Source organism: Pseudomonas sp. RL_5y_Pfl2_73 (genome assembly GCF_963970515.1).
Lineage (GTDB): Bacteria > Pseudomonadota > Gammaproteobacteria > Pseudomonadales > Pseudomonadaceae > Aquipseudomonas.
Genome location: NZ_CAXAPD010000084.1, coordinates 1 through 2620, shown reverse-complemented (window position 1 = coordinate 2620; position 2620 = coordinate 1). Strand labels below are relative to the sequence as shown.

Here is a 2620-nt window from a genome sequence, read left to right as displayed (position 1 = left end):
TGCGGATTCCACGACACTTGGACACTCAGCCCACGATCATTTGGACACTCATTCCACGCTCACTTGGACAGGCAGTCGGAGCGCAGCGACGCAGGTTCGCATTGTTAGTCTGAAGTCCCGGTTGCAGTCAATTTCGTTGCGCGCCTGCGCATCGATTCGCCCTTCAGTTCGATGCGGTAAGCGTTGTGCACCAGCCGGTCGAGGATCGCATCGCCCAAGGTCGGATCACCGATCAGCGCATGCCATTTATCCACCGGCATCTGGCTGGTCACCAGCGTCGAGCGGTTTCCGTAACGGTCGTCCAGCAGTTCCAGCATGTCGCGCCGCTGCGCGGCGGTAAACGGTGCAAGGCCCCAGTCGTCCAGGATCAGCAGATCGGTCTTGGCATAACCCGCCATGAGTTTGGTGAAGCGACCGTCGCCGTGGGCCAGGCCCAGTTCTTCCATCAAGCGAGGCAGACGCAGATAACGCACGCTGTAACCGTCCCGGCAAGCCTTATGGGCCAGCGCGCAGGCGAGCCACGTTTTGCCTACGCCTGTCGGGCCGCCGATGATCAGGTTCAGGCCGTCACGCAGCCATTGGCCGCTACCGAGTTGCAGGATCAGGGCCTTGTCCAGGCCGCGTGGGCTGCGGTAATCGATATCTTCCAAGCAGGCGTTGTGGCGTAGTCTCGCGGATTTGAGGCGAGTGGTCAGCCGAGCATCTTCACGCTCGGTCAGTTCGCGGTCGACCATCAGGCCAAGGCGTTCGTCGAAGCTGAGATCGCTGATGTCGGGCGTTGCGTGTTGCTCGTTCAGCGCTTTGATCATGCCGTGCAGCCGCAGGGTTTGCAGCTTGTCCAGAGTCGGGTTGGGTAGCATCTTGATGCTCCTTTTCAGGTCAGTGGTAGTAGTCGGGGCCACGCAGGTTGATGTGCTCTTCGGGCAGCAGTGGCAGGTTTTGCTGGGTCAGCGGCAGCCGTTCCAAGCCTTGGCGCAGGATCGATTCGAGGCTTTTGTAACTGCATGCGCCCAGCGCCAGCGCACGCTGGCAAGCGGCTTCCAGCCGCTCTTCGCCGTGCTGTTTGCTCAGGCGCAGGATGCCCAGGCAGGCGCGGAAGCCGTGCTGCGGATGGATTCGGCGTTCGAGGATGTGGGCGATGACGCCAGCCGTGTTCGGGCCGGTCTGCTCGGCCCAGCGGATCAGCCGTTGCGGTGTCCACTCGGCATGTTCGCGGTGGCTCTTGGGCATGTGCTCGGTTTGGGTGGTGTGGCGGCCTTTATGTGCCGAGCGCAGATGGCTGGCCACGCGCTGATTGGCGTGGAAGCATTCAACGGTCTGCGCCGTCAGCCGCACTTCGAGTTGGTGCTTCACCAGCTGATACGGCACCGAGTAGTAATGGCCGTCGACCTCGACGTGGTAGTCGATGTGTACTCGTACCTTTTTCCATTCGGCGTAGACGTACGGGTGTTCCGGCAGCGGTTGCAGCGCGGGTTGGTCGATGGTCTCGAAGACCGACCGGCGTGAGCCGGGCAGCTTCTTGAAGGGTTTCTGATTGAGTCGATCCAGCAGCAGTCCAATTGCCGTGTTGAGTTCGCCCAGCGAGAAGAACTGGCGGTTGCGCAGCACTGCCAGGATCCAGCGCTCGACCACTTGCACGCCGACTTCGACCTTGGCTTTGTCCCGAGGCTTGCGGGATCTGGCAGGCAATACGGCCACGCCGTAATGCTCGGCCAGGTCGCGGTAACTGGGATTGATGTCAGGCTCGTAACGATGCGCTTTGGTAACGCCGCTGCGCAGATTGTCCGGTACCAGGATCTGCGATGTACCGCCGAAAAAGGCGAAGCAGCGCACGTGCGAGCCCAGCCAGTCGGGCAGTTTCTGCGACCAGGTGGCCTCGGCAAAGGTGTAGCTGGACGCGCCGAGGACGGCGACGAAGATCTGCGTTTGGCGGATCTCGCCGGTTCGCCGATCAATGACTGGCACGGTCTGGCCAGCGTAATCGACAAACAGCTTTTCGCCGGCACGGTGTTCCTGGCGCATGACCACGTCGACCTTGGCGGCCCAGAGGCGGTAATGCTCGCAGAACCAGCTGTACTGGAAGCCTTGCGGATGGCTGAGTCGATACTCTTGCCAAAGCAGGGCCAGGGTGACGCCGGGACGGCGCAGTTCGGCATGGACATGAGCCCAGTCCGGCATCGGACGTTGATCGCTGGGAACCGTCGGCGCTGGCGGGAACAGACAGCGTTCCAGTTCGGCATCCGACAACGCCGTCGGCCAGGTCAGCCCGCAAGCGTTGAAGCGATGCAGGTAGTTGCCGGCGCTGCCACTGCTGATGCGAAGGCTGGTGGCGATCTTGCGCACGGACAGGCCGGCGTCGAACTTTAGGCGTAGTACCTCTCGGATTTTACGCATGGATATACGCTCCACGACGACCTCTTCGCTTCGAGAAAAGAGGTCGATGGTAGTGAATAATCCTGCGTCGCTGCCTGCCTGAGCATGGGTTGGGTCAGTGGAAAATCACTGTCCAAATGCTCGTGGAATCAGTGTCCAAGTGACCGTGGAATGAGTGTCCAAGTCAGCGTGGAATCACTGTCCAAGTGTTCGTGGAATGGGTGTCCAAGTGCGCGTGGAATCCGCA

General features: G+C 61.1%; 2 protein-coding genes. Both read right to left on the bottom strand.

From position 1 onward, the window contains the following. Nucleotides 1–104: 104 nt before the first annotated feature. Nucleotides 105–860, bottom strand: a complete 756-nt coding sequence (istB, locus tag AACY42_RS28220; protein ID WP_339483778.1) for an IS21-like element ISPsy14 family helper ATPase IstB — start codon at nucleotides 858–860, stop codon at nucleotides 105–107. 19 nt (nucleotides 861–879) lie between these two features. Next, entirely contained in the window at nucleotides 880–2394 is a 1515-nt protein-coding gene (gene istA / locus AACY42_RS28215) for an IS21 family transposase (protein WP_339437759.1), read from the bottom strand. Nucleotides 2395–2620: the final 226 nt, after the last annotated feature.